Below are 23449 nucleotides of genomic sequence, written 5' to 3'. Positions count from 1 at the left end.
AGGTGTCCTAGAGCGGAGTGGGGGAGGCTGAGAGGGGACGGACCGGGTACGCTGGGGGCATGATCACGTACCGCCGTCAGAATGCCCTCGCCCCGGAGAAGGACGCCGAAATCAGGATCAACCTCACGCCGCTGCTGTTCTTCCTCGTCGGCTTCCTGGTGGTGCGTGCCCTGCTGGGGACCGCGCAGGCCGAAGCCCCCCGCTAGGCCACACGCATGACCCAACAAGGTGCCCCCCAACAGTTCACGAGCACCCTCAGCGGTCGGGCCGTCGTCCCCGGCTGGACGGGGCTGGGCGGGGACCTCCCCGACGTGGTGGAGGTCCAGCTTGACGTGGACCCGCGTGACCTCGCCCGCGAGTACGCCTGTCTCCTCGTCGAATACTGGGCCACGCCCGAGACCCTGACCCTCCAGAGCCTGCTCCCCATGCGTGCCTTCATCGCCACGCCGGAGGGCTGGTGCGTCTTCGTGCCCGCGCAGGGGCGGGTGCTCGTGCGGGCGCTCGACCCGCAGCCCAACCCGCCCGTTCTCGTGAGCCACTGGCTCAACGTGGACCCGCGTACGCCGCCGGGAACGGTGGTGGGCGTGAGCGTGCGCCTGCCGGAGCCGCCGTCGCCGTGGGGGCAGTTGCTCAATGGGTGAGCGGTCAGCGGTCAGCTTTCAGCGGTCAGAGCAAGAGAAGTCGAGACGCTAGGGCATGTGGCATCTATGTCGAGTTAATGTTGTGTTCCAATCTGTGTGGAATCGCTCTAAAATAGAAGTGGACGGGCGTTGACAGAGTGGTTGAATGTGGGCGTCCCCGATGATGGCTCATCAAGGTGGCTGGACTCGATGAGCAGGAGGGACGCTCACTCGTCCTAGCTGCGGCTCAAGGGTTCGAATCCCTTACGGTTCCGTCTGGCTCAAGGCGTGCCTGCCACCACAGGGATGCCTTTTCTTCTTGCTCAAGGCTCAACCCCTCACCGCCTTCCCACCGTCAGCACGGCCCGCACCGCCGCCTCCGCGTTCAGGGTGCCGACGCCGCAGGTCTTACGCGCGTCCAGAAAGTCGCAGCGCCCGCCGGGAAAGGGGGTCGCCGTGCGGGTGAGGGTGGCGCGGACCTGCGTGGGGGTCAGGCTCGGTCTCAAACCGAGGAGGAGGCTGGCGACGCCCGCCGCGTGGGGGGCCGCGAAGCTCGTGCCGTCGGGACTGCGCTCGCCGCCGGGACCGCTGAGGCTGCTCGCCACGACGCCGCGTCCGCGCTCGCCCCCCGGCGCGGCGAGGGCCACGCTCGCGCCCCAGTTCGCGTAGGCGGGCCGCTGCCCGCGCTCGGTCACGCTCGTCACGGTGAGGACATTGCGGCACCCGGCGGGCGAGTAGCCCCGCGCGTCCGCGCCGTCGTTCGCCGCCCCCGCCACCACTATTACCCCCCGCACCGTCACCGCGTCCACGGCGGCCTGAATGCGCGCGTCACACCCCGTCAGCGGGATGAAGTCCGCGAAGAGGCTGAGGTTGAGGACCCGCGCCGGGTTCGGGTTGGCGGGCACGCCGGGCACGCTAAGGCCCGCCGACCACCGCATCGCGTCGGCGAGGTCCTGCGGGTCAACAAGGCCGTCCACCCCCGCCACCCGCACCTGCACCACCCGCGCGAGGGGGTTGAGGCCCGCCATGCCCCGCCCGTCGTGCGCCGCCCCGATCAGATTGGCGACGATCTCGGCGTGGTAGGCGAACGCGCCGACGCCGCCCGCGTCCCGGTCACGCCCGTCGCCGTCGCCCGCGCGGGCCGGGTCCGACACGAAATCGAAGCCGTTCACCACCCGCCCCGCGAGTTCGGGGCTGTTCACGAAGCCTGTGTCCAGCACGGCGACCGTCACCCGCGCGCCGCGACCGACGCCCAGCAGCGCCCACGCGCCGGGTGCCCGGATGGCCTCCAGATTCCACTGCCGCGCGAAGAGGGGGTCGGAGGGTCGGTAGGTGGTAGTGGCCGGAGTCGTGGGCGTCCCTGTCAGCGGCAGCAGTGGCGGAACGGTCTGCGGAGTCGTCGGCAAGGGCGTCAATTCCGGCAGCGGCGCGGGTGAGGTCGTGCGCGGGGAGATGGGCAGCGCGGGAATGGGAACGATCTGCGGCACGGCGGCGGCGGTGCCGAGCAGGGCCGAGGTCAGGAGCAGGGAGCGCAGGAGCTTCACCCGCCCAGTCTCGCGTCCGGGCCTGACCCGTGACTGAGAAGGGAAGACCGGGAGCTTGGGAAGACGGACGCCCCCCACCGCGCACCGCCTCCCGCCGACCGCGTACCATCTGCCCCATGACCTCAACCCAAACCAACCGCCGCGTCGTGGTCCTGACCGGCGCGTCAAGCGGCATCGGACGGGCGGCGGCCCATGAACTCGCGGCACGCGGCCATACGGTCGTTCTCGCGGCCCGGCGGGCGGAAAGCCTCGCCGCCCTGGCCCGCGAACTCGACCCCAGCGGCTTGCGCGTCCTCGCCGTGCCCACCGACGTGACCGACGACGCCTCCCGCCGCGCCCTGATCGAGACGGCCCGCGACCACTTCGGGCGGGTGGATGTGCTCGTGAACAATGCGGGGATCACCGTGGAGCGCGGCTGGTGGTGGGACGACCCCGACCCGCTGCGGGTGCTGCGCGTGAACCTGGAGGCCCCCGTCGAACTTACCCGCCTCGTGCTGCCGGAGATGCGTGAGCGGCGCTCGGGGCACATCGTCAACATCGGCTCCGTCGCGGGGCGGGCCGCCACCCACGGCATGTACTCGGCGAGCAAGTTCGGCCTGCGCGGCTTTTCCCTGGGTCTGCGCCGCGAACTCCTGGGCACGGGCGTCACCGTCAGCCTGATCGCCCCCGGCTTCGTCCGCAGCGAGATGACCGCCTCCGCCCGCCTCCCCATGCCCGGCCCCGAGGTCGTCGCCCGCGCCGTCGCCGACGTGCTCGACCACCCCCGCCGTGAGGTCATCGTGCCGAGTCCCTACCGCGTCCTGGCCTTCCTCGAATACGTCTTCCCGAAGCTGGGGGACCGTGTAGCCAGGCGGGTGATCTACCGGCGGTATGGGCATGAGAAGGGGTAAGGGGAAAGGAGTGAGGCGTCAGGTGTTAGGGACAAAGGGGGCGGTTTGTGGGAATTGGGCGGTGGAGCCGTCACGTCGCCCCCTCACCCCGGCCCTCTGCTTCGCAGCTCTCCGAGTCACCCACGAGGGGAGAGGGGGAAAGGATGCTTGAGCTTTTGCCCTCTAAAAACCGTCACTCTCGATGACCGACTCTTGCCCGTGAGCCGACGCCCCACACCACCGCCACGCCTTGCTCGCGCAGCTCCCTGGGTGGGCCTTCCAGACAGCACGCAACAAGATCAAACGTTGCCACGCTGAGAACCCGCCCACACGCGCAGTCAACAGGCCCTTTGCCCAGCGCAGCGCCACTCCCCCTGCCCCCTCTGGAGGTAGGGGGCTGGGGGGTGGGGGCAACCGGAGCAAGACACCCTGCCCCCCGGCATTCCCTTCAGACACACTCCCGCCCGCCGTCCAAGTGCGTAGACTGACCCCCAGATGAACCCCGCCAAGACCGTCCTCAAGGCGATTCAACCCGCGTTGGAGCGGGGCCTCACCGCCCTCGACCACGCCGTCAGCGGCTACGTCCAACCCCGCCGGGCACGCGGCAAGCTGATCTTGCAGCCCTACGTGGGCTGGGGCACCCCGCAGGCGGTCGAGCTGACGGGCCGCGTGCTCCTGCCCCGCACTCTCGCCCCCGCGAAGAAGGGCGACCCCCGCTGGCGCAACTTCCGTAACATCCTCCGCCGCCTGCTCTCGCGCGAGGTCTCCGGCGTGCGCGTGACGGGCCGCCTGGGAAGCGTGGTGGCGAGCGGCGTCAGCGACGCGGACGGCTACTTCACCCTCAACTTCACTCCTGCCGAGGGCGGCGACCCCTTCGCGGGCGGCTGGCACGAGGCGCACCTCGCCATCGAGGGCCGCGACGGCACCACCCGCGCCCGAGTGCAGGTCGTCGCGGAGGCCCGCTTCGGTGTTATCAGCGACCTCGACGACACGGTGGTTCAGTCCGACGTGACGAGCCTGCCCCGGATGCTCGCCACCAGCCTGACGGGCAACGCGCGCACCCGGCTGCCCTTTCCCGGCGTCGGGGCGCTGTACCGGGCGCTGACCCGCGACGGCGAGGCGCGCAACCCGATCTTCTACGTGTCGAGCAGCCCGTGGAACTTCTTCGACCTGCTGTGGCAGTTTCTCGACTACCGCCGCATCCCGCTGGGGCCGATCTTCCTGCGGAACTGGGGCTTCGACCTGCTCGCCGGGCATGGCGGCTACAAGCACGGCGTCATCGAGCGCATCTTCACCCGCTTTCCCAGCCTGAAGTTCGTCCTCGTCGGCGACAGCGGCGAGAAGGACCCGGAGATTTACGCCGAGGTCGTGCGCCGTCATCCGGGCCGAGTCCTCGCCGTCTACATCCGCGACGTGACCGAAGCCACCCGCGACGAGGGCGTTCTGAAACTCCGCGAGGAGGTCCGCAAGGCGGGCGTGGACCTCGTGCTGGCCGCCGACAGCCTGAACGCCGCGAGTCACGCGATGGCGGCGGGTCTCATCACGTCGGGCGAATTCCGCAGCGTGCTGACGAGCGTGGCGCGAAGTTACGAGACGTGAGGAGTTGAGCCACGGGGAGGGGTGGGGCGGGAGCGCTGCGTCGTTGGATGTGCTGTGAGCATTGCGTAAGGCTGAGGGTGGAAGGCCAACCAAGAGTGTTCCCCGCCTTCTGCCTCCCTCAGCGCCCACTCTCGCTGAAGGTCTCCTTTCGCGCAGTCGGCACCTGGACAACAGAAAACGGGCCAGAGGTTGCCCCCTGACCCGCTCTTCTCTTTGACCGCCTTACCCGTTCCCGCCCCGGCGTCCCCGGCGACGGCGACGGCGGTTGGCGTCCCCGCCCCCGGAGGTGTCGGCCTGGGTCTGTGGGCGGGGGGCGCGGTTGCCGCCCTGCGCCTGGGGGCGACCGTTCAGGCTGGAGACGGCCCCACGGTCGCTCCCGCCGCGCGAGAAGCCCGGCCCGCGTCCGCCCCCTCCCCGGTCGCTGCCGCGCTCGAAGGACCGCCCGCCGCGTCCGCCGCCACCGCCCGGCCCCTCGTCGGGGGGCATGTTCTCCACCGTCCAGTCGCCGAAGTACATGCGCTGCACGGTGATATTCACGGGCCGCAGGTGCTCGTTGCGCGGGCGCTCCAGCGTGACGACCCGGCGCTTGTAGCCGCCCCCCTGAGTGCTGGGACGCAGGGCGGGGCGTCCGCTCTGCTCGCGGGAGCTGGGTTCGCGGGGACCAGCCTCACGGGGACTGGCCTCACGCGGCCCCTGTCCCTGGCCGCTCTGACTCTGGCCGCGCCCGCGTCCGGCTCCGGCCTCCGCACGGGGCGGGGGGGTCGTGGTCGTCGCGGCGGGCTGGGGGTCGTCGAGGGTGAACTTGCGGGGGGCCGAGGTGCTGACCGTCTGCAACTTCTCGCGTTTCTCGGCCTCGCGGTCCTCACGCCTGCGGGCGCGGGGCCGGATGGTGTTGTCGTTGTCGCCGTCCATAGCGGTCTCCTGGGTGAAATCGATCTGCCGGGCCAGCGGGTTGACCTGGCTCACGGTCACGGTGAGGGCGTCCCCGAGGCGGAAGGTGCGCCCCGTGGAGCGGCCCCGCAGCATCTGCGCGTCCTCGAGGTAGAAGTAGTAGTCGTCGTCGAGGTTGGAGATGTGCAGCTTGCCCTCCACGCCGTTTTCCAGCGCCACGAACAGCCCGCTCGCCACCACGCCCGACACGTGACCGGGGAAGGCCAGGCCGAGGTGCTCCTGTGCCCACTTCGCCTGGTAGTACTTCGTGAGGTCGCGTTCGGCCTCGGAGGCGGCCCGCTCGCGCTCGGAGGTGTGCTCGCCCATGCCCGGCAGTCTGGCGCGCAGGTCGCCCGTGGCCCGTGAAGAAGCCCGCAACTCCCCCGCCAGCACCCCCCGCAGGACCCGGTGAACGAGCAGGTCCGGGTAACGCCGGATGGGAGAGGTGAAGTGCAGGTACTCGTCGAACGCGAGGCCGAAGTGCCCCAGGTTCTCGCCCGCGTACTTCGCCTGCTGCATGCTTCTCAGCAGCAGCGTGTTCACCACGCGCTCGCGCGGCGTGTTCCGAACCCCCTTGAGGACCGCCTGATACGACTGCGGCGTCGGCTCCCCGCCGGGGAAGGCGATACCCAGCCGCCCCAGCGCGTTCGTCACGTCCTGAAAGCGCTGGAGCGTCGGCTCCTCGTGGATGCGGAAGAGGGCCGGAATCTCGCGCTCGATCAGGTAACGCGCCACGACCTTGTTGGCGAGCAGCATCAGGTCCTCGATCATCCCGCGCGCCGTCTCCTCGCGGATCGGGATGAGTTCGAGCTGACCGTTCGGCCCCACGTCCACCTTGACCTCACGCAGCTTGAAGTCGAGCGATCCCTCGCGCAGCCGACGCTGACGCAACTTCGCGGCGATCTTGAGCAGCAGGTGGAGGTCGCCCTCCAGCGCGCGGGCGTGATCCGGCAGCGTGGCGGTCGCCTCCGAGTACGCCTGCACCTCGTCGTAGGTGAGCCGCGCCTTGCTCCGGATGACGCTCGGCGCGATCTGCACGTTCTGAATGTCGCCCTCGGCGGAGAGTTCCACCAGCGCCGTCATCGTCAGGCGGTCCTCAAACGGCACGAGGCTGCACACGCCGTTGCTGAGGTGCTCCGGCAGCATGGGGAGCACGCGCCCCGGCAGGTACACGCTCGTCGCGCGGGCGTACGCCTCCTTGTCGAGCGGCGTGCCCTCCCCCACGTAGTGGCTCACGTCCGCGATGTGGACGCCCACCACGAAGGTGCCCTCGGGCGTGGGCTGGATGTGGATCGCGTCGTCGAAGTCCTTCGCGTCGCGCCCGTCCACCGTGAAGATGTTGTACTCACGCAGGTCGAGGCGGCCCACCAGCGCCCCTTGCGGAATCTGCGCTGGGATCGCGTTCGCCTGGGCCAGCACGTCGTCCGGGAAGTCACCGCGCAGGCCGTACTTGACGATCACGGCCTCGGTCTCGGTCTCCGGGTCGTCCTCGGCCCCCAGCACGCGCGTGACCTGCCCGAACACCTCGTCCTCGCCCGTGTGTTCGGGCCAGAAGAGGGACGTGACGACGCGGGCACCGCTCGCCAGTTCCTCGATGCCCTCCGGCAGCAGCAGGATGCGGTGGCGGGCGCGGGCGTCGTCAGGCTTGAGGATGGGGTGGCCCTTGCTGAACTCCAGCGAGCCGACGAGCTGCTTGTACGCCCGCTGCACGATGCGGACGACCGAGGCGCGCGGGCTGCCGTCGCCGCGCTGGCCGCGCCGGGGACCGTTCCTGGCCCCGTCCCGCCCGTTGTCGCCCCGGCCCTCCATCCGCACGAGCACGATGTCGCCGTTCCAGGCCTCCATCGTCTGCTCGGGGGCCACGTAGAAGTCCTCGCCGCCGGAGTCGGGCACCACGAAGCCGAAGCCCGCCGCCGACGCCTGGAAGCGTCCCCGCACGAGGCTCATCGCCTCCGGCAGCCCGTAGGTCCGCCGCCGTGTGCGGATGACCTCACCCGTCGTCACGAGGTCCTCCAGCAGCGATTCCAGATCGCGCCAGTCGCCCAGGCGGTTGATCATCTGCCGGGTGAAGGTGCGCTCCAGATCGCGGACGTGGATGGGCCGTCCCACCTTGCGAAGCTGCGCCACCACGAGGTCGCGGGCGGGGTGAGGCTCGCCGTCGGCGTCCAGATCATCCTGATCGTCGGTGTCCTCGTCGTCCTCCGTCTCCCCGGGGAACAGGTCGGATTCTGCCTCGTCGTCCACGTTGGCGGCCTGGGTCAGGCCCTCCGCGTCCTCGCCCTCCAGCGCAGGCTGGTCCACGGCGGGAAGCGGCTGCATATCGTCCGCCGGGACGATTAGCGCCGCGTCTGTAGCGCCCTCAAGGACCGCCTCGGGAACGGCTTCCGGCTCCTCCACGGCGACCGGCTCCACGCCGCCCAGCACGTCGGCGAGCGGCACGTCCGCCGCTGCCTCCGCCACGGGCGTGACCACCTTCGCCTGACGGCCCCGACGCTTGCGGGGCACTTCGAGGAGGACGGGTTTGGTCGTCTCGGCCCCGGCAGGTTCGGGGGCAGCTTGCGCTTTCGCCTTGCGCCCACGTCGGGACTTGGGCGTCTCGGCAGGCTCCTCGGCGGTGGGCGCTACCTCGGGCTGGACGGCCTCGGCTTGAGCTTCCGGCTCCGGCTCGACGGGTGCGGCAGCCTTCGCCTTGCGCCCTCGGCGGCTGAGCGTCGGCGTGGCGGGAGTGGGTTCGGCGGTCGCCTCCACCGGCTCGCTTGTGGGCGTCCCCGCCTCGGCACTGGCCGGGGTGATCTCCACGGCGTCCGTCTCCACCGGGGCGATTTCGACGGGCACCGGCTCGGCGGCGGATGCCTCGATGTCGGTGGGTGTGGCTTCGACGGGTTGTCCTTCCGTAGCCTCTCCCTTTGCCTTGCGTCCACGGCGCGGCTTGGGGGCGGACGCAGTCTCGGCGGTCACTTCGGCGACCGGCTCAGGCTGCGTCTCGACGGGCTGTTCGGTCGGCTGCTCGGTCAGTTGGGCCGCGCGTTTGCCCCGGTGTGGCCTGGCGGCTTCCGGCTCGACTTGTGGGAGAGCTTCAGCGGCGGGCGTCTGTCGGCCCTTGCCGCGCCGGGTGGGGGCAGGTGCCCCCGTCTCCTGGGTCTCCTGAGAAAGGGTGTCGGCGGGCGCGGCGGCAGCCTTCTTGCGGCTCCCGGCGGTCCGGCCTTCGGTGTCTTGTTGTCCTTCGGAGCTGGCGCGAACGTTCTGGTCGTCCTGCGCCGGGCGCTCCTTCTTTGCTCTCGGCATTCCTCACCTGGTCAGGACCCCCGTGGGATGTTCTCGTGTGGGACGCGGGGAGGCCTCAGCCGCTACTCGCTCCTTGCGCCGACCTCCGCCTCTCTCTGGCCTCTGGGGTCGCGGCGGCGAATGCGGTCTTGCCTCCCGACGTACATCTCACCCACGGGTTGGGGATGTCGCGTGTCTCGGGCCGCGCCCAACCTGTCCACACGTTGCGAAGCGCAGACGGGGGAGGTGGGGGGCGCTGTCCTGTCGCCCGGCAGCGAGGCCAGTCTATCACGGGGCCTCATGAACGCACACGCGCACGCACATTCATGCGGGAGGGGGAGAGGGGGTGCCTGTGAGTGTCCAACCCGCGCATGTGGATAAGCGGGAGCGGCGAGTGCAGGTCTATCGGGAGGACGTTCTCGTAGTTTGGATAAGGGCACACCTTAAGTCGGCGGCCAGTCAACCAACGGTAGAACAGCCTGCTCGACTCCTGGCGACTGGAAGCTGGCGACTGGAAGCTGGCGACTGGCGACCCTCCTGCCCCCACCCTTTCCAGCCATCCCCACGGTTTGCGCCTCCCCGGTGGGCGTACCGTGGGGGCCGATCCTATGGCCTCGCCGCTCGGTGCGCCCCCCAACTACAGCACGCCCGCGATGCTGGGGCTGGCGCTGCTGTCGCTCGTCACGTCGCTGTGGCATTTCGCGCTCGGGGCGCTCGACTACGCCTCCGCCGGACGCTACGAGGGGCTGGTCCTGATCCTCCTCGCCGGGCTGCTCCTCGTGTACGGCGTGCTGACCCTGATCCGCTACGCCGAGGCGCGCGACGCGATGACCGACCCGCATCCCCGCGCCGCCATGTACGACACCCCGCACGAGAGCCGGGTGCCCCAGGCGGGCTTAATCCTGGCCCTCGCCATCGCCGTCGCCGACCTCGCGTTCGTCCTCGCCTCGCAACGCGCGGCCCTGCACCTCGTCGGCGTGCTGCTCGTCGTGCTGGTCGCCCGGCAGGCGTGGCGCATCAGGCCGCCGGGGGGAGAGGGGTAGCCCGGCCACCCTACAGGTCTTCCAGCTCGGAGGTCGGCGGCGACCCGGCCCCATCGGTGTCGGCCCCCACGGTCGGCGTGGAGGTCATGGTCCCCGCCATGCCGCCCATGCCCCCGGTGCGCGGCGCGTCCAGCGTGGAGTTGAGAGGGTCGCCCGAGAGTGCCCGCTCCTGCACCTCGGGCCGCGACATGTTGGGGAGGTCGCCCTCCGGCGTGGTGGCGGTCGCGTCCTCGGCGGGGTCGCTGTCCACGGGCGGGTTGTAGGTGATTCGGTCGTCGGTCATCGTCTTCTCCTGAGGGGTGAGGAGTGAGGGGTTAGGGATGAGGGGGTGGTATTCCTGATGCCCCTCAAAGCCTGAACCCCGCTGGCGGCTGGAAGCTGGCCGCTCCCGGCTACGCGGTGGGTTCGCCGCCCGTGACGGCGTAGATGGCCCCCGTGATGTAGCTGCCGTCACTGGAGGCGAGCAGGACATACGGCGGCGCGAGTTCGGCGGGTTGCGCGGGCCGCCCGAGGGGCACCTTCTGCCCGAACTCGGGCACCTTCTCGGGGTCCTGCCCCTGGATGACGAAGGGCGTCCACACCGGGCCGGGGGCCACGGCGTTCACGCGGATGCCCTTCTCGCCGAGCTGCTTCGCCAGCCCCTTCGTGAAGGTCACGACCGCGCCCTTCGTGGAGGCGTAGGGCAGGATGGCGGGCGACGGCTGGTAGGCCTGCACCGACGCCGTGTTGATGATGTTGCCGCCCGGCTTCAGGTGCGGCAGCGCCGCCTGGCACAGGTAGAAGATGGCGAAGACGTTCGTGCGGTAGTGCTGCTCCAGCTCCTCCGGCTTCACCTCGCCGAGGTCCTCGTAGTTCTGCTGGTACGCCGCGTTGTTCACGAGCACGTCCAGCCCGCCGAACTCGGAGACGGTGCGCTCCACGAGCATCTGGCAGTGGGCCGGGTCGCCGATGTCTCCCGGCAGGAGGAGGACCCGCCGCCCCGCCTCGCGCACCAGCCGGGCAGTGTCCTCGGCGTCCTCGTGTTCGTTGAGGTAGGAGACCACCACGTCGGCCCCCTCGCGCGCAAAGGCGAGCGCCACCGCCTTGCCGATGCCGCTGTCGGCCCCGGTGATGAGCGCCACCTTGCCCTCCAGCTTGCCGCTGCCCCGGTACGAGGTCTCGCCGTGGTCGGCCTTCGGCTGCATCTGACTCTCGGTGCCGGGGAACTCCTGCGTCTGCGGGGGAACGTCGGGCTTGGGCTGGCGCGGGTCTTCGGGTTGGGTCATGGGCCTTCCTCCTCCTGAGTTGACTGCCCCCGCATTCTCGACTCGCCGCCCCCCGCGTTCTTGAGAGGGGAGAAAAGGGGCGTTGGGGGTCGGTGGCGCGGTGCGGCGGCTCTGGATTCCACCCACCCCCTCATCCTCCTGGGGACGCGGTGCTGCTGGACCGCCGGGCCGGGCATATCCCCGGTGCCGTGAACCGCGAGTGGGCCGGGGCGCTGGACGACCAGGGACGGTGGCGGGATGTGGAAGCCCAGGCCGCGCGCTTGGACACGGGCGACGCGCCCACCATCGCCTACTGCGGCAGCGGTGTGAGCGCCACGCCCAACCTGCTGGCCCGCGAACTCGCCGGGGTGCCCCTCGGCCCGCGCAACCGCCTCTACGCTGGCTCGTGGAGCGACTGGGTGAGCGACGACGGGCGAGCGGTGGCGACCGGGGAGGAGTGGGGGCTGTGCCCTCGGCCTGGAGGCGAACGCAAGCCCCAGCCCATTGAGCGCCCGCCGCTACCTGCTGCGTGTGCCTCGTAGCTTGTCGCTTGTGGAGGGCAAGTGTTGTCGCTCCGGCTCAGCCTTCTACAGGCCACGGGCCACACGCCACAAGCCCTTCTACCGCCCCAGCCGCCGCAACACCCCCGCCACCTCCGGCATCCGCAGGGCGAGCGCCCCGGCCAGGTACACCGCCAGCCCCGCCCCGCCCGCCACCGCCAGCCCGACCACACCCGGCACGATGAACCCCGGCGCGGGCATCAGCCGCGAGACGAGCCACGCGACGACTCCGGCGGCGATGGAGAGAGGAACGACCCGAAGCAGGTGTGAGGCGACCGCCCGTGAGGGAAAGCCAAGCGCACGGCGGTAGAGCAGGGCGAGGACCGCACCGATGACGAGGCCACTCAGTGCCGTGCCGAACCCGAAGCCGAGCAGACCGACGCGCGGCACGAGCAGGGCGTACAGCCCGACCTCCAGCACGAAGCCGAGGGCGCTGACGATCACGGCCTCGCGGGCACGCTCACGGGCGTAGAAGGTCCGCAGCAGCAGCGTGACGACCGCCCACGGCACGAGCGCGAGCGCCCAGCCCGTCAGGATGCCGGAGGCCGCCTCGAAGCGCGGCACGTCGTAGGTCGGGCGCAGGTTGATGATGCTCACCGCGTAGGGTGCGAGGGCCGCGAGCAGGGCGCTCATGGGCGCGGCGAGAAAGGTCGTCGTGCGGATGGCCTGGACGGTGAGTGCGTTGAACGCCTTCCAGTTCCCCTCGGCGGCGTGCTGCGAGAAGCGCGGGAAGAGGGCCAGCGCGGGCGAGACGACGAACAGGCCGTTGACGGTCGTGAACAGCGTCTCGGCGTAGAAGTAGCCCGACTGGGTGCCCGCCGGGAAGAGCTGGGCGTTGCTCAGGAGGCGGGTGACGTACAGGTTCAGGAATTGCCGCGCCCCCGCCGTCAGGGTAAAGGGGGCCATCTGCCGCAGCACCCGCCCGAGCGCCGGATGGCGAATGAGCGCGGGCGTGGGCAGCAACCCGAACCGCCGCAGCGCCGGAAGCTGCACCCCGAGTTGCGCCACCCCGCCGATCAGCCACCCGAAGGCGAGCCACGTCGCGGTATCCGGCAGCAGCAGCAGCGCCACGATGCCCGCGAGGTTGAAGGCGACCGGGGCGAAGCTGCTCTCGCGGAAGTGCTCGTCGGCGTTCAGGAGACCCATCGCCACCGAAGCGAGGCTGATCAGCATCAGGAAGGGCATGACGAGTTGCGTCATGTAGATCGCCAGCCCGCGCTCCACGTTCGGCGACCCGGCGAGCAGCAGGTCCACGATCAGCGGTGCGGCGAGGATGCCCAGCCCCATCAGCAGCAGGTTCACCGCGATCAGCACGCCGCTGAAGGCCGAGGCGAGCTGCCTGCGCCCCGCCGCGTCCAGCGTCTTGTACACCGGGATGAAGGAGTTGACGAGCGCTCCCTCCGCCAGCAGTTCCCGCAGCAGGTTGGGCACCTTCACGGCGATGAGGAAGGCGTCCAGCAGCGTGTTCCCGAAGAGGGCCATCACCTGCGTCCGCACGATGCCCGACAGCCGCGAGCCGAGCGTCCCCGCCATCACGATCAGGGTATTGACGCGCAGGGATCGCCGGGGCGTCGGCGCGGGGGTCGCGGGTCCCTGCGGGGGGGGGCCGGGATCGGGGGCCGGGGGCGGAAGCGTCACGCGGCCAACTGTACCGCCTGCCCTCTCCCCACTTCCCCCACCGGCGTGCTACACTCCCGTTCGCCCAACCGGCCCCCAGGGTCGGCTCAACCCGCGCGGAGAGGTGCCAGAGTGGTTGAATGGGTCGGTCTCGAAAACCGAAGTAGTCGCAAGGCTACCGTGGGTTCGAATCCCACCCTCTTCGCCAAAAGGTCCCACCCCTGACCCCAGCCGGTCGGGGGTGAGGTTTTTTTGGGAGGGGTCAGCCGTTAGCGATCAGCGATCAGCCGGGCGAGGCTCACAGGCCGAACCAGCCGCCCGCCAGCAGGAACGCGAGGAGCGCGGCGAGCAGGGCGAGGCCGACGAACACCGCCCGCTGCCGCCCGGAGGGGGCCAGGACGAGCGCCACCGCGCCGAAGGCCACGAGCAGCAGGAGCGGTATGGGGATGAGGAGACTCGGCCAGGCGAACGCCCCGCTCGGAAGGTTGCCCAAGCCCACAGCGAAGGCGAGGACGTAGGAGGGCAGGAGCAACGCTGCCCCCGCGACGCTCAGCCCCGTCGCCCAGCGTGCGGCCCGCACCCGCGCAGGGGAACCGGGGCCAGCGCGAAAACCCGTCCATCCCACCCATACGGCACTAAACAGGACGAGCAGGGCGGAGAGAATCACGGGCGTTCACCGAACAGCGCCGGGCCGAGCTGTGGGGGCATGGGGGGAGTGTATGACGCGGGCCAGGAGTCGCAAGAAGGGGCCTCGTCCACGTTCCCGACTCAGCCAACCGCCGCACTCTCCCTGAGTCATTCGGCGGATGCGCTCAACCCCACCCCCGCCCTAAGCTGAGCGCACCATGATCAAGTTTCTTCAGTAAAGGCACACCTTCTCAGCCGTCAGCCACCTTATAATCGGGGCAATGCTGAAACGTGCCCCTCCCCTGCCGCGCGGACCGTATCCGGGTGGCCCGGCCTGCGTTTCCCACACCCGACAACCCACTCCCCACATCCCAGCAAAGGAAGTGACGAACCATAGATAAAGTGCATGGCAACACCTCGGGCCTCAAGGCGGCCCAACTGAAGTCCCTGAGCAACCTGTACCGCCGCCGCATCGAGCCGGGGCGGGTCGGCTCGCCGGAACTCGCGCGCAACCTCGCCGAGCTGTCGGACGACGTGCGGCGCGAGGTCAGCGTCCTGATCGACCGCCGGGGGCGCGTCGTCTCGGTCAGCGTGGCCGACGCGAAGGGGGCCGAACTGCCCGACCGTCGCCTCGGCGAGACGCGGCTGGCGGGCTTCCACCTCCTGCACACGCACCCGCGCGGCGGCGGGCTGAGCAAGGGCGACCTTTCCACGCTGTTCCTCAAGCGGCTGGACGCGGTGAGCGCCATTGAGGTGCGGGACGAGGGGCAGCCCGGCCTCGTTCACACGGCGCACCTGACCCCGCCCGGCACGGTGGGCGAGGAGGAGGACTGGCGCATCCTCGACCCGGTGCCCTCGTTTCAGATCGACAGCTTCGACCTCGGCGCGCAGGTCTCGGCGCTGGAGGAGGAGATCGCCCGCGCCCAACGCACCCGCGAGGCGAAGAAGGACCGCGAGCGCGCCCTCCTCGTCCAGATCGACCAGGGCGAGTTCGACGCAGAAGAAAGGCTCGACGAGCTGGCCGAACTCGCGCGCACGGCGGGGGCGGAGGTCGTCCACCGGGAACTCGTCTTCCGGCGCAACCTCAAGGCGGGCACCCTGGTCGGCGCGGGCAAGCTGGAGGAACTGACGAGCCGGGCGTACCACCTCGACGCGGACCTCCTGATCTTCGGGCAGGAACTCGGCCCGGCCCAGGCACGCGAGATCGAGGCAGCGACGGGCCTCAAGATTCTGGACCGCACCCAGCTTATCCTCGACATTTTCGCCCTGCACGCGCAGGGGGTGGAATCGCGGCTTCAGGTCGAACTCGCGCAGCTCCGGTACATGAAGCCGCGTCTGCTCGGGGCGGGCGCGGCCTTATCGCGCATCGGCGGCAGCGCGGGCAGCGCGGCGGGCGGCTCCATCGGCACGCGCGGCCCCGGTGAGACGAAGCTGGAGCTGGACCGCCGCCGCATCAACGACCGCATCTCCTTCTTGGAGAAGCAGCTTGAAAGTGTCGCCGTCCGCCGCGAGGAGCGCCGCAAGGGCCGCGCCCGCAACGACATCCCGGTGGTGTCCATCGTCGGGTACACGAACGCGGGCAAGTCCACGCTCCTGAACGCCTTCACCCACGCCGCCGAGGAGCCGCGCCGGGTGCTGGCCGAGAACAAGCTCTTCGCCACCCTGCGACCCACCAGCCGCCAGGGCTATCTGGAGGGCGTCGGCCCGGTGGTCCTCACCGACACGGTAGGGTTCATCCGCGACCTGCCCAAGGACCTCGCCCGCGCCTTCCGCGCCACGCTGGAGGAAATCGGGGACGCCGACGTGCTGTTGCATGTGGTGGACGCGGCCAGCCCCGGTGCCGACACCCGCTACGAGGCGGTCAACCGCATTCTGGAGGACCTCGGCTTCCGCGACATGCCCACCGTCGTTGCCCTGAACAAGGCCGACGCCGCCGACCCGGAGACGCTGGAGCGCGAGCGTGAGCGCCTGAATGGCATTCCCGTCAGCGCCCTGCGGAACATCGGCCTGACTGAACTCAAGGACGCCCTCGCCGACGCCATCGGGCAGGTGCAGCGTCAGGAACTCGCCCAGCGGGAAGAGGCGCAGGTGCGGGCGGCGGAGTACAGGTAGTGGGGTGAGTAGGTAGTGGTCGCCCTCGCTTGAGCGAATGCCTTTGCAGAAGCAACCACTCACCACCTCCTACTGACCACTCACTCTTTCGATAGGCGACGCCTCCTGCCTCCGGGTGGGAGGCTCTTTTTATGCGGCTGGCCGTCCTCTACCTCCTGACCGTTGTGCTGGCGTGGCTGCTCGGCGAGTTCATCGGGGAGTGGACAGTGCCCACGCTGCTCCTCGCCTACGTTCCGGCGGTGGTGTGGCTGGTGCCCGCGCCGTTCGTGCTGCTCTGGACTCTTTGGAGACGGAGAGGTGTGGGCGTGGCACTCGTCGCAACGCTGCTGGCGGCGTGGGGGGCGGGCCTGCTCCACTGGCGACCCCACCAGCAAGGCGGCTCTCTCCGCGTCGTCACCTTCAATGTGGCACGGGGGACGCTGGGCGGGCCGGAGCGGGTCGCCTCCATCCTGCGGGCGGCGGACGCAGATGTAATCCTGCTTCAGGAGACGAACTTCATCCCGGCGGGGTACAGGCGAACGCTGCTCACCGCCCTGCCCGGCTACCACGTCGGGACCGGGTACGAGGTCATGACGCTCAGCCGCTCGCCGCAGCTCTCGAACCGCAACCACGCCATCCCCGGCAGCCGCCGCACGGTGCTGGAGACGGCGGTGAGTTGGCGGGGACAAAGATTACGTCTTGTGAACGCTCACCTCAACACGGTTCTCGTCTCCAATGCCCTGAAGGGCGACTTGAACGCGATTCAACGCACGAGTCAGGCGCGGGTGTGGCAAATCGGGCTGCTCTGCCGTCTCGCCTCGGCCAACTCCGGCCCGCTGCTGCTCGGCGGCGACCTGAACACTCCTCCGCGTGGCCGCCTCTCCCGTCGCCTGCATACCTGCGTCGGCCAGAACGCCCACGACCTCGCCGGACGTGGCCCCGGCTGGACCTTCCCCGGCCTCTTCCTCCGTATAGACCACCTGTTCTCTCGCGGCCTCACGCCTTCTCGCGCCCGCGTCCTGCCCGCCTCCGGCAGCGACCACCGCCCGCTGCTCGTGGAGTACCCCTGACGGGTGTATATCCTCCTCCCAGGTTCCACGATCCCGTACCCTCTTCCCATGACCCTCGATTCCCCAGCGGCCCCACTCAGGCCGGGCGTGGAGACGACGGAGGCCACCCTCATCTTCAACGCGAAGGCGGGTGGCAGCCGACACAGCAGCCCCGACGTGCTCGTGGAGGCGCTGCACGAGCTGGGCTACCAGCCGGTGTACCGCGCCACCGACGACGAGGCGGACCTGACGGCGGCGCTCGCGGACGCGCGGGGCACCGTGTTCGTGGCGGGCGGGGACGGCACGGTGCGGGCGGCGGCCCTGCACCTCGCCGGGCGGAGAGGCGTGCGGCTGGGTATCCTCCCGCTGGGCACCGCGAACAACATCGGGCGGACGCTGGGGATCGAGGGAGCGCCGCTCGACGTGCTGGCACGCTACGCGGACGCCCGCCCCGTCCCCCTAGACCTCGGGCGGGTGACGGCCCCGTGGGGCGAGGACCTCTTTCTGGAGGCGTGCGGCTGCGGAGCCTTCGCGGACGTGCTGGCCGAGTACGACCCGGAGGAGGGCAAGAGTCCGCTGCGGGCCGTGGGGGCGCTCGCCTCCGCCCTGCGCGACTTCACGCCGCCGCCGCTGCCCCTCACGCTGGATGGGCGGGCGCACCCGGAAACCGCCCTCGCCCTGCTGGAAGTCATGAACACGCGGGCGACAGGTCCCCGCCTCCGCCTCGCCACGACCGCCGACCCCACCGATGGGCGGCTGAACGTGATTCGCGTGGACGGCGACGGGCTGGACGGCGTGTTTGCCTACCTCGCGGCGCTCGCGCGGGACGAGTTCGAGGAACTGGGGAGCGTCCAGAGCCACGAGGCGCAGGTGGTCGAACTTCCCTACGTCGGGCAGGCGTTCCACGTGGACGGCGAGGTCCGGCCCGCCCGGCCCGGCGTGACGGGCGTGGTGCGCGTCGAGGTGTGGCCGGGTGCGCTTCAGGTCCTCGTGCCCGCGCCACAGGAGGGCTGAACCCATGCCGCCACTCCCCAACAACGTCGTCTTCCGCGAGGGCGTGCAGGTGATGAGGGTGGACCTCCACATCCACACCGAGGTCAGCCACGACTGCCGCACGCTGCTGCGCGACATTCCCGCGTGGATGCTCCGCACGAACACCCGCGCCATCGCCGTCACCGACCACGACCAGCAGCGCGGCGGCCCCGAACTCGCCCGCATCATCGCCGATATGGGCCTCGACGACCGCCTCAGCGTCATCCCCGGCGAGGAGGTGACGACCTCGGAGGGCGAACTGATCGGCCTCTTCGTGAGGGAGCGCATCCCGCCGAGGCTCACGCCCGAGGAGACGGTGGCCGAGATCAAGGCGCAGGGCGGGCTGGTCATGCTCCAGCACGGCTTCGACCCCCTCAAGCGTTACCGTTTGAAGCCCGAGGCGACCCTCCGCATCGCCGAACAAGTAGACATCGTGGAGACGTTCAACTCGCGCCTCTCGCGTCACCATTGGAACCACATCGCCGCCGCGTGGGCACAGGAACGCGGCCTGCCCGTCTGTGCCGGAAGCGACGCCCACACCCTGCGCGATATCGGGGAGGCGTGGGTGGAAGCGCCCTTCCGGGTCATCCGCACACCCGAGGGGCTGATCGCCGCCCTCCGTGAAGGAGTGGTCGCCGGACGCTGGACCCACCCCGCCCTAGCCTACGGGCGCAAGCAGTGGCGGGTGCTGAATGGGCGGTTCAGGCGGTAGGAATGAGGGGCTGAGGTTAGAGCAGCCGAGTCGTCCCGCTTGGAGAGCGCAATATTGCGTTGGTCCAAGAGAAGCCGCCCTCGTCGCCAAAACATTCCAGAGCGTATCCGTTAGTCAAAACCAATCGCAGCGCCGGGACGCCGTTCACGGTTAGGACATCCAGTTCTTGCAAGGTGGAGCTATGACACTCCTGCGCGACCTGCGCCACCGGGTAAAGAAGCTCCGGTCCACCATCGTATGAGACGGGTTCTCGGTCCCACCTCCTGATGTGGAGTGCCGGGCCTTCCGTGAAGGTGCGCCACCACTGGCCTTCCATAAGCCAATACGCGATGTGGCAACGGCTTTCCAGCACACCAAATTGAATAAGGCTCTCTATTCTGAAGTCTTCTAAAACCCTGCCTCGAACCTCTGGCAGCACCCCAACGAACTCCACGTCTGGAGAAATCACTTCCCCCCGGCGTCCACCCGAACACGGCCACATTGCTATATCCCGCCGCCCGCACCGTCCGCAGTTGGTCGGCAAGGGCCGGGTAACGCGGGCCGACCTGCACGCCCGGCCATACCCCCTCCCCGCGCGGAAATTGCAGCAGGGCGAGGCGGGTCAGCAGGTTGCCGGGGAGGTAGAGCATGGGCATGGCCGCCTCCAGGCCCGACCACGCCCGCCAGTTCTGGAGGGGATCGCTCATGCCGTACACGGCGGCGCTGACGAGGCTGCGCCCGCCGGAGTCCCGGTAAGTTCGAATCAGGTTCCCGGCGAGGGTCGTCGTGAGGTTCTGGCGGTACGCGACCCACTGCCGCCAGCCGTTGCCGGGTCCGTCCTCACCCGCACGGGGCAGGGTGCGGGCGTCCAGCCCCGTCTGGGCGCGGAAGCCCGCAAGCGCGGCGGGGTGGTAGCCGAAGTCGGTCTCGCGCGGGTAGCGCAGGTAGTCGAGGTGGAGGCCCGCCTCCGGGTAGCGGGTCGCCAACTCCGTCACCAGCCGCGCGAGGGTGTCCCGCACCTCCGGCGCGGCGGGGTCCACGAAGCCGAGCTTGCTCACGCTCAGGCTAGGCCGTCCGTCGGCGGTCAGGGTGGCGAGGCTGTCCTTCCACAGCGGCGTGACCGGGATGCCGAAGGAGGCGGCGGGCCGCCAGTACAGCGTCTCCACCCACACGTTCACGCGCGGCCCGCCCTGCGCCTGCACGTCGAGCGCGGTCTGCACAGCGTCGTAGTCGAGTTTGCGCGGAAACTGATCGCTCGCCCACGCGACGCGCCCGTGATAGAAGCCCTCCAGCAGCACGTCCGTGAAGCCCGCCTGCCGCGCGGCATTCAGCGTCGTTCGCAACTCGGCGGCGGTGGCCGGGGGCCGCAGCCAGAAGGCGAGGCGGCCCGTGGATTGCGCGGACTGCGGCTGCCCCTGCACGCAGGCGGTCACGCTGAGGCCGATTACACTGAGGTACAGGGCGGCGGCGAGGAGCGGGCGGCGCATACCCCAACCTAGAGAGCCGGCCCAACGGCTTTCTGACGCCGCGTTTCCTTCGTGCCAGATGAGCAAAGATCGTGTGAAAGGTCAGCGTGCCGCCCGCGCCGCTCTGGTACACTCCTTGTCGCTGGGGGTGCCCCGGTTTCGACAGGGGAACTGAAGGTGATGTTGCGTGTCGAGGTGCCGTGGGCCTCGTAAACAAACGGCAAAGCCATTAACTGGCAACCAGAACTACGCTCTCGCTGCTTAAGTGAGACAGTGACCGCCTAGCCCGGCCTTTGGCGCGGCGCGAACTGCAACAAAAGAAGGCTAGCCCAGGCGACGTTCCATAGCCGACGGCGAAAATACATGGGAATACGGTCGAGGGAAGTCCGCCCGCTGGCGGCCCAAGACCCGACAATCAAAGAGCGGGATACACACGTAGACGCACGCTGAACGGACTCTTGGACGGCGGTTCGACTCCGCCCACCTCCACCACCCAGGCCCCGCCCCCGCAGGCGGGGTTTTTCTCTATACTTCCCACGGTGTTCGCCCCTCCGTGCCGGGATGGCGGAATCGGTAGACGCATTCGACTTAAAATCGACCGCCCGTGAGGGCGTGCGGGTTCAAGTCCCGCTCTCGGCACCAGCACAAGCCTCGTTCTCGACGGGGTTTTTCTTTTTGAGGGATGCCCTGCCGAAGCAAAGGCCAACTTAACGAAAGAAGTGTGTGCGTGTCTGCGGGCGACAGTCTCCCCATGTTGAGTGATCCGCTCTCCCCCCCACACGCCGAGCACATCGACCTCGACCCGCAGGAGCGCGCAGCCTCCGCCTCACCCACCGAACTCTGTGCCCTCCTGCAACGCGACCTCTCGCTCACCCTTCTGGTGCCGTGGCCGGGGCAGCTCGTCACGTTCACCCCCGTTCACGAGCTGCCTCAGTCGGACGTTTCCAGGGGGCGGCGGGTCAGGCGGGAAGGGCCGCCCGCGCCTCGCGCAGCAGTTCCGAGAGACGGCTGAGGCAACGGCTGTACTTCTTGGCGTAGGCACCGTGGCGGTACGTCTCGCTGAAGAGGCTGCCCAGCGGCGCGCCCGTGAAGGCGGCGGGCAGGCCGAGGTCGTAGAGCTTGTCTATGAAGTGGACGAAGCGTAGGGCGACGTTCTGATCGGGCATGGGCGAGAGACCCGTCACGCCGAGGGCACCGACGCCCGCAAGCAGCTTGGCGAAACGGCTGGGGTGCACGTCGATCAGGAGACGGCCCAGGTCGCGGTGGGTGAGGACGGCGAGGGTCGCCTCCGCCCGCCGCGCCTGCCACGCCCGGAACTCCTCGGGGGTGAGGGGACCCTCGGGCACCGTGCCGCGCTGGCGGTAGTCGGGACCGTCCATCCGGTGAGACTCGAAGCGGCTGGCGATGCCCTGAATCTGGCGCTCGAAGTCGGCGGCGTTGAAGCGGCCCTGTCCCAGCGCGCCGGGTTCGGTGTTGCTCGTCGCCACCACGCTCGTTCCGCCCGGCATCAGTTGGCCCAGGAAGGTGTTCGCCATGTGCGTGTTGCCGGGGTCGTCCAGCTCGAACTCGTCGATGAGGAGGAGGTCGTGGCCCTGAAAGGCCTCCACCGCGCGGGCCATGCCCAGCGACCCGATCACGTACATCAGGTCCTGAAAGCTCATCAGGGCGCGCGTTCCCTCCGCCGCGTGGTAGGCGCTGGCGAGCAGGTGCGTCTTGCCCACGCCGAACCCGCCGTCGAGGTACAGCCCCCGCCCCTCGGGCTTGGCGCGGCGAAAGAGCCGGAAGCCGCCGGGCCGCACCTGCGCCCCCTTCATAAACGCCTGAAGGCTCGCGCGGGCCTCCGCCTGACTGGGGTACGCCGGGTTGGGCCGGTAATTCTCGAAGCGCACGTCCCGAAAGCGGGCGCTGGGTTGGAGGCCCGCCGTGAGTTCGTCCGGGCTGAGCGTGGGCTTGCGGGCGAGAAGGTCAATCATGGAAGGGAGGAGGGATGGGTCATGAGGGGTCGGAGGTGGGAGTGAGTCTAGGGGCTGGACATGGGGGAAGAGCAGCGAACGGCTCATCTCCCGTCCGCTGACGGCTGAAAGTTGAGGGCTGACCGCTTCTCCCTCCCCTCACCGATGCACTTCCAGCTCCACCTTCACGTTTCCGCGCCGGGTCTCGTTCACCACGCGCTTGAAGTCGATGCGGCCAATCCCGTCGGCGCTGAGGCTGTCACCCTCGCGGATTTCGCTGCTGGCGCGGGCCACCTGACCGTTGAGGCGGACCTTGCCGCCGTCGATGCCCTGCTGGAAGTAGGCGCGGCTCACCCCGAACCCTTTGGCCCCCACCACGTCTACCCGCATGGAGGGCACGACGACCTCGCGGGTCTTGCTGCCCCGGCCCGCCGTCTCGCCCACGGCCTCCACGTCCACCGCGCGGCCCCCCAGTTCGGAGAGAGCGGCTAGGGTCTGGGCCGCCTTGCCCGTTGCGGCAATCAGGAACGGGCCGCCGCGTTCCTCGCGCATATCTCCCAACTGGTCCTCGGGAAGTTCCAGGCGGCGCAGATGCACGGCGAAGTCCTGCACGTCCCAGGGGGGGCCGCCCGCCTCCGGGGTCACGCGCAGGACGGTCACGCCCGCGTCCACCCCTGGGATGTGGGCCGGGTGGAGGGTGAGAACCACGCGCCGGGCGTCGGGAAAGCCGCCCGCGATGACGTAGCGCACCTCGTCGTCTTGCAGAAGGCGGCGGTCGAGGTCGTCGCCGTCCACGAAGGGCGTCCGCACCACGCGCCCCCCACGCGCCTGCGCCACCAGCGCCTTGAGCGTCTGCTTCATGGGGGGCAGGATAGCGCCGGGAGTGGGGAGAAGGCTGGGAGATGAAGACGCGCGGCCTATGCGGGAGAACGTTGTTGGGAACTGGACCAAACGTCTCTCGGCTGGAGACTCCTGACGTGCAATAGGCAATAGAAAGCCAGCGTGCCGGATGTGCTCTTTTCTCCCTTTCCCCTTGCGGGAGAGGGCTGGGGAGAGGGGTGACGAGCACCGCTCGTCCTGCTGCTAAAAGGTAAGAATGCCCTTTTGCCCAATCTGCCTTTCACAGCAAGCGTCGCAAGGAGGGAGGCTGGGTGGGGGTGAGCAGGCATGGCGTCCCCGAAGGTGAAGGCATCCTTCTGGCAGTGAGGCGGGTCACACGCCCCCTCACCCCGGCCCTCTCCCACGAGGGGA

Annotated in this window: 18 protein-coding genes, 2 tRNA genes, 1 other RNA gene and 1 pseudogene; 13 read left to right on the top strand and 9 right to left on the bottom strand. The window is 69.7% G+C overall.

What is annotated here, in order from left to right:
• The first annotated feature begins 59 nt into the window (after nucleotides 1-59).
• Together V3W47_RS00565 and V3W47_RS00560 are read left to right on the top strand one after the other, a co-directional pair.
• The gene (locus V3W47_RS00565; RefSeq protein ID WP_331823199.1) at nucleotides 60-206 is read left to right on the top strand and encodes a hypothetical protein; all 147 of its coding nucleotides are present in this window, start codon (nucleotides 60-62) and stop codon (nucleotides 204-206) included.
• Between the two features lie 9 nt (nucleotides 207-215).
• Nucleotides 216-641, top strand: a complete 426-nt coding sequence (locus tag V3W47_RS00560; RefSeq protein ID WP_331823198.1) for a uracil-DNA glycosylase — start codon at nucleotides 216-218, stop codon at nucleotides 639-641.
• Between the two features lie 317 nt (nucleotides 642-958).
• Here the strand turns inward: V3W47_RS00560 and V3W47_RS00555 are convergent, their stop codons facing one another.
• Nucleotides 959-2164: a S8 family serine peptidase gene (locus tag V3W47_RS00555; protein WP_331823197.1), complete on the bottom strand. Its 1206-nt coding sequence runs from the start codon at nucleotides 2162-2164 to the stop codon at nucleotides 959-961.
• A gap of 116 nt (nucleotides 2165-2280) precedes the next feature.
• Here V3W47_RS00555 and V3W47_RS00550 point away from each other — a divergent pair, with 116 nt between their 5' ends.
• On the top strand, nucleotides 2281-3054 hold the full coding sequence (locus tag V3W47_RS00550; RefSeq protein ID WP_331823196.1) for an SDR family NAD(P)-dependent oxidoreductase: 774 nt from the start codon (nucleotides 2281-2283) through the stop codon (nucleotides 3052-3054).
• Nucleotides 3055-3528: 474 nt separating this feature from the next.
• Complete coding sequence (locus V3W47_RS00545) at nucleotides 3529-4632, top strand: App1 family protein phosphatidate phosphatase (protein ID WP_331823195.1); 1104 nt, start codon at nucleotides 3529-3531, stop codon at nucleotides 4630-4632.
• A 222-nt stretch (nucleotides 4633-4854) separates the two neighbouring features.
• On the opposite strand, the gene rnr is transcribed toward V3W47_RS00545, so the two are convergent.
• Complete coding sequence (rnr, locus tag V3W47_RS00540) at nucleotides 4855-8847, bottom strand: ribonuclease R (RefSeq protein WP_331823194.1); 3993 nt, start codon at nucleotides 8845-8847, stop codon at nucleotides 4855-4857.
• Nucleotides 8848-9419: 572 nt separating this feature from the next.
• Here rnr and V3W47_RS00535 point away from each other — a divergent pair.
• Nucleotides 9420-9869 (top strand): hypothetical protein, encoded by a 450-nt coding sequence (locus V3W47_RS00535; protein WP_331823193.1) that lies wholly within the window; start codon nucleotides 9420-9422, stop codon nucleotides 9867-9869.
• Nucleotides 9870-9879: 10 nt separating this feature from the next.
• On the opposite strand, the gene V3W47_RS00530 is transcribed toward V3W47_RS00535, so the two are convergent.
• Nucleotides 9880-10152, bottom strand: a complete 273-nt coding sequence (locus V3W47_RS00530) for a hypothetical protein (protein ID WP_331823192.1) — start codon at nucleotides 10150-10152, stop codon at nucleotides 9880-9882.
• 109 nt (nucleotides 10153-10261) lie between these two features.
• Entirely contained in the window at nucleotides 10262-11134 is an 873-nt protein-coding gene (locus V3W47_RS00525; RefSeq protein WP_331823191.1) for an SDR family oxidoreductase, read from the bottom strand.
• Between the two features lie 149 nt (nucleotides 11135-11283).
• On the opposite strand from V3W47_RS00525, the pseudogene V3W47_RS00520 reads away from it, so the two are divergent.
• Nucleotides 11284-11655 (top strand): annotated as a pseudogene (locus V3W47_RS00520) (sulfurtransferase); the annotation flags it as partial.
• A gap of 78 nt (nucleotides 11656-11733) precedes the next feature.
• Here the strand turns inward: V3W47_RS00520 and murJ are convergent.
• A complete protein-coding gene (gene murJ, locus V3W47_RS00515; protein ID WP_331823190.1) occupies nucleotides 11734-13311 on the bottom strand; it encodes a murein biosynthesis integral membrane protein MurJ in 1578 nt (525 codons plus the stop codon).
• Between the two features lie 97 nt (nucleotides 13312-13408).
• Between murJ and V3W47_RS00510 the strand changes: the two genes are divergently transcribed.
• Nucleotides 13409-13498, top strand: a tRNA-Ser gene (locus V3W47_RS00510).
• Between the two features lie 90 nt (nucleotides 13499-13588).
• On the opposite strand, the gene V3W47_RS00505 is transcribed toward V3W47_RS00510, so the two are convergent.
• On the bottom strand, nucleotides 13589-13957 hold the full coding sequence (locus V3W47_RS00505) for a hypothetical protein (RefSeq protein WP_331823189.1): 369 nt from the start codon (nucleotides 13955-13957) through the stop codon (nucleotides 13589-13591).
• A 362-nt stretch (nucleotides 13958-14319) separates the two neighbouring features.
• Between V3W47_RS00505 and hflX the strand changes: the two genes are divergently transcribed.
• The 4 genes from hflX (at nucleotide 14320) to V3W47_RS00485 (ending at nucleotide 18801) form a co-directional block, all read left to right on the top strand.
• Nucleotides 14320-16029: a GTPase HflX gene (gene hflX / locus V3W47_RS00500; protein ID WP_331823187.1), complete on the top strand. Its 1710-nt coding sequence runs from the start codon at nucleotides 14320-14322 to the stop codon at nucleotides 16027-16029.
• 131 nt (nucleotides 16030-16160) lie between these two features.
• Nucleotides 16161-17078 (top strand): endonuclease/exonuclease/phosphatase family protein, encoded by a 918-nt coding sequence (locus tag V3W47_RS00495; RefSeq protein ID WP_331823186.1) that lies wholly within the window; start codon nucleotides 16161-16163, stop codon nucleotides 17076-17078.
• 48 nt (nucleotides 17079-17126) lie between these two features.
• Nucleotides 17127-18071 carry a diacylglycerol/lipid kinase family protein gene (locus V3W47_RS00490; protein ID WP_331823185.1) on the top strand — a complete coding sequence of 315 codons (945 nt, stop codon included), beginning with the start codon at nucleotides 17127-17129 and terminating at the stop codon, nucleotides 18069-18071.
• 4 nt (nucleotides 18072-18075) lie between these two features.
• On the top strand, nucleotides 18076-18801 hold the full coding sequence (locus V3W47_RS00485) for a PHP domain-containing protein (protein WP_331823184.1): 726 nt from the start codon (nucleotides 18076-18078) through the stop codon (nucleotides 18799-18801).
• 179 nt (nucleotides 18802-18980) lie between these two features.
• Here the strand turns inward: V3W47_RS00485 and V3W47_RS00480 are convergent, their stop codons facing one another.
• Nucleotides 18981-20267, bottom strand: a complete 1287-nt coding sequence (locus V3W47_RS00480) for a family 10 glycosylhydrolase (RefSeq protein WP_331823183.1) — start codon at nucleotides 20265-20267, stop codon at nucleotides 18981-18983.
• Nucleotides 20268-20390: 123 nt separating this feature from the next.
• On the opposite strand from V3W47_RS00480, the gene ssrA reads away from it, so the two are divergent.
• Both ssrA and V3W47_RS00470 read left to right on the top strand, forming a co-directional pair.
• Nucleotides 20391-20738: a transfer-messenger RNA gene (gene ssrA / locus V3W47_RS00475) on the top strand.
• A 63-nt stretch (nucleotides 20739-20801) separates the two neighbouring features.
• A tRNA-Leu gene (locus tag V3W47_RS00470) sits at nucleotides 20802-20888 on the top strand.
• Between the two features lie 317 nt (nucleotides 20889-21205).
• On the opposite strand, the gene zapE is transcribed toward V3W47_RS00470, so the two are convergent.
• Both zapE and V3W47_RS00460 read right to left on the bottom strand, forming a co-directional pair.
• Complete coding sequence (zapE, locus tag V3W47_RS00465) at nucleotides 21206-22219, bottom strand: cell division protein ZapE (protein ID WP_331823182.1); 1014 nt, start codon at nucleotides 22217-22219, stop codon at nucleotides 21206-21208.
• 138 nt (nucleotides 22220-22357) lie between these two features.
• Nucleotides 22358-23059 (bottom strand): S4 domain-containing protein, encoded by a 702-nt coding sequence (locus V3W47_RS00460; protein ID WP_331823181.1) that lies wholly within the window; start codon nucleotides 23057-23059, stop codon nucleotides 22358-22360.
• Nucleotides 23060-23449: the final 390 nt, after the last annotated feature.

The sequence above is a fragment of the Deinococcus sp. YIM 134068 genome, assembly GCF_036543075.1.
GTDB classification, from domain to species: Bacteria; Deinococcota; Deinococci; order Deinococcales; family Deinococcaceae; genus Deinococcus; species Deinococcus lichenicola.
The sequence above is the reverse complement of the archived record's forward strand: the minus strand, read 5'-3'. Positions and strand labels throughout refer to the sequence as shown.

Excerpts from the sequence above, each read along its gene's own strand:
- V3W47_RS00565 (WP_331823199.1), top strand. The coding sequence starts at position 60 with ATGATCACGTACCGCCGTCAGAATGCCCTCGCCCCGGAGAAGGACGCC.
- V3W47_RS00560 (WP_331823198.1), top strand. The coding sequence starts at position 216 with ATGACCCAACAAGGTGCCCCCCAACAGTTCACGAGCACCCTCAGCGGT.
- V3W47_RS00550 (WP_331823196.1), top strand. The coding sequence starts at position 2,281 with ATGACCTCAACCCAAACCAACCGCCGCGTCGTGGTCCTGACCGGCGCG.
- V3W47_RS00545 (WP_331823195.1), top strand. The coding sequence starts at position 3,529 with ATGAACCCCGCCAAGACCGTCCTCAAGGCGATTCAACCCGCGTTGGAG.
- rnr (WP_331823194.1), bottom strand. The coding sequence starts at position 8,847 with ATGCCGAGAGCAAAGAAGGAGCGCCCGGCGCAGGACGACCAGAACGTT.
- V3W47_RS00530 (WP_331823192.1), bottom strand. The coding sequence starts at position 10,152 with ATGACCGACGACCGAATCACCTACAACCCGCCCGTGGACAGCGACCCC.
- V3W47_RS00525 (WP_331823191.1), bottom strand. The coding sequence starts at position 11,134 with ATGACCCAACCCGAAGACCCGCGCCAGCCCAAGCCCGACGTTCCCCCG.
- V3W47_RS00495 (WP_331823186.1), top strand. The coding sequence starts at position 16,161 with ATGCGGCTGGCCGTCCTCTACCTCCTGACCGTTGTGCTGGCGTGGCTG.
- V3W47_RS00490 (WP_331823185.1), top strand. The coding sequence starts at position 17,127 with ATGACCCTCGATTCCCCAGCGGCCCCACTCAGGCCGGGCGTGGAGACG.
- V3W47_RS00485 (WP_331823184.1), top strand. The coding sequence starts at position 18,076 with ATGCCGCCACTCCCCAACAACGTCGTCTTCCGCGAGGGCGTGCAGGTG.
- V3W47_RS00480 (WP_331823183.1), bottom strand. The coding sequence starts at position 20,267 with ATGCGCCGCCCGCTCCTCGCCGCCGCCCTGTACCTCAGTGTAATCGGC.
- zapE (WP_331823182.1), bottom strand. The coding sequence starts at position 22,219 with ATGATTGACCTTCTCGCCCGCAAGCCCACGCTCAGCCCGGACGAACTC.
- V3W47_RS00460 (WP_331823181.1), bottom strand. The coding sequence starts at position 23,059 with ATGAAGCAGACGCTCAAGGCGCTGGTGGCGCAGGCGCGTGGGGGGCGC.